At 71.6% G+C, this 5,324-nt stretch carries 3 protein-coding genes and 1 pseudogene; all 4 read left to right on the top strand.

Annotated features, from left to right (window positions below; genetic code table 11):
• The first annotated feature begins 365 nt into the window (after positions 1-365).
• A complete protein-coding gene (locus ACFXB5_RS02620) occupies positions 366-2,405 on the top strand; it encodes a bifunctional aldolase/short-chain dehydrogenase (protein WP_385201671.1) in 2,040 nt (679 codons plus the stop codon).
• Positions 2,406-2,491: 86 nt separating this feature from the next.
• The gene (locus tag ACFXB5_RS02615; protein ID WP_385201669.1) at positions 2,492-4,060 is read left to right on the top strand and encodes a rhamnulokinase family protein; all 1,569 of its coding nucleotides are present in this window, start codon (positions 2,492-2,494) and stop codon (positions 4,058-4,060) included.
• A complete protein-coding gene (locus tag ACFXB5_RS02610) occupies positions 4,051-4,803 on the top strand; it encodes a (Fe-S)-binding protein (RefSeq protein WP_385201667.1) in 753 nt (250 codons plus the stop codon). Before ACFXB5_RS02615 ends, ACFXB5_RS02610 begins: the two co-directional genes overlap by 10 nt.
• 29 nt (positions 4,804-4,832) lie before the next feature.
• Positions 4,833-5,255: pseudogene (locus ACFXB5_RS02605) on the top strand (LUD domain-containing protein); the annotation flags it as partial.
• Positions 5,256-5,324 lie beyond the last annotated feature (69 nt).

Genomic DNA, 5,324 nt, shown 5'->3' with positions numbered 1-5,324 from the left:
CCGGGGGGGGGGGGGGGGGGGGGGGGGGGGGCGCGGGGCCCCCCCCCCCCCCGCCCCTTCCCGAATCCGGGGGCAAGCCCCCGGGCCCCGGAACCCGGGGCTGCGCCCCGCACCCCCTGGGGCTCCGCCCCGAACCCCGGGGCACTACCCCAGACCTCTGGGGCTCCGCCCCGAACCCGACGGGGCTTCGCCCGAACATGCGGGTCGCCCGAACACCTCGGAAAGCCGCCCCGCACACCCGGGGGCTTCGCTCCGAACCCCTTGGGCGCCGTCCCCCACCACTACTGGCCCCAAGCGCCCCCTGCGGGACACACCTCCCGCCGTCACCGAAACTCGCTGAGACCGGTCCACACAAAGAGGACGACATGACCGCAGAACCCCACCCCGACGCGGGCGCGCTCCTGGAGCGCTCGCATCGCCTCGGTGCCGACCCCCGCAATACCAACTACGCGGGGGGAAACACCTCCGCCAAGGGCACCGCGACCGATCCCGTCACGGGCCAGGACGTCGAGCTGATGTGGGTCAAGGGCTCCGGTGGCGATCTGGGCACCCTCACCCAGTCCGGGCTCGCCGCGCTCCGGCTGGACCGCCTGCGCGCGCTCACCGGTGTCTACCCCGGAGTGGACCGCGAGGACGAGATGGTCGCGGCGTTCGACTACTGCCTGCATGGCAAGGGCGGGGCCGCGCCGTCCATCGACACCGCCATGCACGGTCTGGTGGACGCCGCCCACGTCGACCACCTCCACCCCGACTCCGGTATCGCCCTCGCCTGCGCGGCCGACGGCGAGGCGCTCACCAAGGAGTGTTTCGGCAACCAGGTCGTCTGGGTGCCCTGGCGCCGCCCCGGCTTCCAGCTGGGCCTGGACATCGCCGCCATCAAGAAGGCCAATCCGCAGGCCATCGGCTGCGTCCTCGGCGGCCACGGCATCACCGCCTGGGGCGACACCTCCGAGGCGTGCGAGGCGAACTCGCTCCGCATCATCCGCACCGCCGAACGGTTCCTCACCGAACGCGGCAAGGCGGACCCGTTCGGCCCCGCCGTCCACCCCACCCTCCCCGATCCCGAGCGCCGTGCCCGTGCGGCCGCCCTCGCCCCGGTGATCCGCGGCCTGGCCTCCACGGACCGCCCCCAGGTGGGCCACTTCACGGACAGCGACACCGTCCTGGACTTCGTCTCCCGCGCCGAACACCCCCGCCTGGCGGCCCTCGGCACCTCCTGCCCGGACCACTTCCTCCGTACGAAGGTCCGCCCGCTGGTCCTGGACCTCCCTCCGGACGCGCCCCTCGACACGACGATCGACCGCCTCAAGGAACTCCACGCCGCGTACCGCACCGACTACGCGGCCTACTACGACCGCCACGCCACTCCCGACTCCCCGCCCATGCGCGGCGCGGATCCGGCGATCGTGCTGATCCCCGGAGTCGGGATGTTCAGCTACGGCAAGGACAAGCAAACGGCCCGCGTGGCGGGCGAGTTCTACGTCAACGCGATCAACGTCATGCGCGGCGCCGAAGCGGTTTCCACCTACTCCCCCATCGAGGAGTCGGAGAAGTTCCGCATCGAGTACTGGGCGCTCGAAGAGGCCAAGCTCCAGCGCATGCCCAAGCCGAAGCCCCTCGCGACCCGCATCGCCCTGGTGACCGGCGCGGGCTCGGGCATCGGCAAGGCGATCGCCCACCGCCTCGTGACCGAGGGCGCATGCGTCGTAGTCGCGGACATCAACGCGGAATCGGCGCAAGCCGTGGCCCAAGAGCTCGGCGGCCCGGACAAGGCCACGGCCGTCACCGTCGACATCACCTCGGAAGAGGAGATCAAGGCGGCGTTCGATCAGGCGGCGCTGGACTTCGGCGGCGTGGACATCCTCATCAACAACGCCGGGATCAGCATCTCCAAGCCCCTCCTCGACACCACCACCGCCGACTGGGACCTCCAGCACAACATCATGGCGCGAGGCAGTTTCCTCGCCTCCCGCGAAGCGGCCCGCGTGTTCACAGCCCAGGACATGGGCGGCGATATCGTGTACATCACGTCCAAGAACGCCGTGTTCGCGGGCCCGAACAACATCGCCTACTCCGCGACCAAGGCCGACCAGGCCCACCAAGTCCGCCTCCTGGCAGCGGAACTGGGCGAGCACGGCATCCGGGTCAACGGCGTGAACCCCGACGGCGTCGTCCAGGGCTCCGGCATCTTCGCGGGCGGCTGGGGTGCACAGCGCGCGGCCGTGTACGGCGTCCCCGAGGAGAGGCTGGGCGAGTTCTACGCCCAACGCACCCTGCTCAAGCGCGAAGTTCTCCCCTCCCACGTGGCGAACGCCGTCTTCGCCCTCGTCGGCGGCGACCTGACCCACACCACGGGTCTCCACATCCCGGTCGACGCCGGCGTCGCGGCGGCGTTCCTGCGCTGACACGCGCGTGAGGGGGGACGAGGTCGGAGGCCCCGTCCCCCGTCCGTACGAACCACAGCAACCACCCACGCACCCGCGAGGTCCACGTGCCCACCAGAGAACACCGCTTCGCCGCCGTAGACCTCGGTGCGTCCAGCGGCCGCGTCATCGTCGGGGAGGTCGCCCCCGAACGGTTGACCCTCCACGAGGCGCACCGCTTCCCCAATGCCCCGGTCCGGCTCCTCGGCACCCTGCACTGGGACATCCTGTCGCTGTACCAGGGCGTCCTGAACGGCCTCAAGGCAGCTGCCGTGCATACGGGCGACAGCCTGACCAGCATCGGCATCGACACCTGGGCCGTGGACTACGGCCTGCTCGCCGCCGACGGCGCCCTGCTCGCCAACCCCGTCCACTACCGCGACACCCGCACCACCGGCGCCGCCGAAAAGGTCGCGGCCGCGCTCCCGCCCCAAGCCCTCTACGCCGCCACCGGCATCCAGCACCTCCCCTTCAACACCATCTACCAGCTCATCGCGGCGCACGGCACCCCCGCCCGCACCGCCGCCCACCGGCTCCTCCTCATCCCCGACCTCATCTCGTACTGGCTGACCGGCGAGCCCGGCACCGAACTGACCAACGCCTCCACCACCCAGCTGATCGACCCCCGCACCCGCGACTGGGCCACCCCGGTGGCAAGGGCGCTGGGCATCGACCTGTCGCTCTTCCCTCCCCTGCGCCACCCGGGCGATCCGGCCGGAACCCTGCGCCAGGACGTTCTCGCCGAGACGGGCATAACCCGCCCCCTCCCCGTGACCGCCGTCGGCTCGCACGACACCGCGTCCGCCGTAGTCGGCGTCCCGGCCACCACACCCGACTTCGCGTACATCGCCACCGGCACCTGGTCCCTCGCCGGGCTCGAACTGGACGCGCCGGTGCTCACGGAGGAGAGCCGCGCGGCCAACTTCACGAATGAGCTGGGCGTGGACGGCACGGTCCGCTATCTGCGCAACATCATGGGCCTGTGGATGCTCCAGGAGTGCGTCCGCACCTGGGACACCGAGAACACCCGGACCACCCAAGCCGCCAGCACGGACCTCACCGCCCTGCTCCACGCCGCGGCCCAAGCCACCCCCCTCCGCTCAGTCGTGGACGCCGGCGACCCCGCCTTCATCGCCCCCCACCACATGCCCGACCGCATCGCCGACGCCTGCCGCCGCACGGGCCAGCCCGTCCCCCGCACCCCGGCCGAGACCACCCGCTGTGTCCTGGACTCCCTCGCCCTGGCCCACCGCCGCGCGATCGAGGACGCCACCCGGCTGTCCGGCCGTACGGTCAGCGCGGTGCACATCGTCGGCGGCGGTGTGCACAACACGCTGTTGTGCCAGCTCACCGCCGACGCCTGCGGGCTCCCCGTGATCGCGGGCCCGGCCGAGGCGGCGGCCCTCGGAAACGTACTGGTCCAGGCCCGGACGGCCGGAGCGATCACCGGTGGCCTGCCAGAGTTGCGCGCCCTGCTTCACAGCACCCAGCCACTGAGGCAGTATGAGCCCACAGGTGATCACTCGGCGTGGGACCGGGCAGCCGCCCGGCTCGGAGACGCACGGGTCACAAGGGCCGCCAACGGCCAGGCTAGGGCCGCCACCGGCCAGGTCGACGAGGAGGAACCGTGCGCGTAGCGCTCTTCATCACCTGCGTCAACGACACCCTCTATCCGCGCACCGGCCAAGCCGTGGTCACGCTCCTCGAGCGGCTCGGCGTGGAAGTCGGCTTCCCGGAGGCGCAGAGCTGCTGCGGCCAGCCGCAGTTCAACACCGGCTACCGCCATGAGACCGAACCGCTGTTGCGCCGCTACGCCACGGCGTTCCGCGACTACGAATACGTGGTGACCCCCTCGGGGTCATGCGCGGCGATGGTGCGGGACAACTACCCCCGGATGGGCGCCAAGGCCGCCGCCGAGGGACGCGGCCAGGAGCTCGCGGACGCGGCGGCCGAGGCGGTCCCCAAGACGTACGAACTCACCGAATTCCTCACGGACGTCCTGAAGGTCACCGATGTCGGCGCTTACTACCCGCACACCGTGACGTACCACCCCACCTGCCACGGGCTGCGGATGCTGAAGCTCGGCGACCGCCCGCGCTCGCTCCTCGCGGCCGTGAAGGGGCTGAGCCTGGTGGAGCTGCCGGGCGCCGAGGAGTGCTGCGGCTTCGGCGGTACGTTCGCCGTCAAGAACGCGGCCGTATCGGCGGCCATGGGGGCGGACAAGGCGCGCAACATCACGGCGACCGGCGCCGACGCGGTGTGCACGCTCGACAACTCCTGCCAGCTGCACATCGGCGGCACACTCGCCCGCCAGGGCTCCACGGTCCGCCCCGTCCACCTCGCCGAGATCCTGGCCAGCACGGAAGGAGACGTCTGGTGAGCGGAACCCACCAGGCCACCTACCTGGGGATGCCCGCCTTCCCGCAGGCGGCCGACGCCTCGACCCGGAACACCCAGCTGCGTGCCAACCTCCGGCACGCCACCCACACCATCCGCGCCAAGCGCGCCACGGCCGTGGCCGAACTGGACGACTGGTCGCGGCTGCGCGCCGCGGGCGCGGCCATCAAGGACCGTACGCTGCGCCATCTCGACCAGTATCTGGAGCAGCTGGAGAGCGCGGTCACGGCGGCCGGCGGCCAGGTCCACTGGGCGGCGGACGCGGACGAGGCGAACCGGATCGTCACCGAGCTGGTACGGGCCACGGGCGAGCGCGAGGTCGTCAAGGTCAAGTCGATGGCCACGCAGGAGATCGGCCTGAACGGCGCGCTCGCCACGGCCGGGATCACCGCGTACGAGACCGATCTCGCCGAGCTGATCGTGCCGCGCGGCGACGACCTCCCGTCGCACAGCCTTGTCACGGCGATCCCCCACCAACGGGGCGAGATACGCTAAAACTTCAAG

It is taken from the genome of Streptomyces sp. NPDC059455 (assembly GCF_042750115.1).
Taxonomy (GTDB): domain Bacteria; phylum Actinomycetota; class Actinomycetes; order Streptomycetales; family Streptomycetaceae; genus Streptomyces; species Streptomyces endocoffeicus.
The sequence above is the reverse complement of the archived record's forward strand: the minus strand, read 5'-3'. Positions and strand labels throughout refer to the sequence as shown.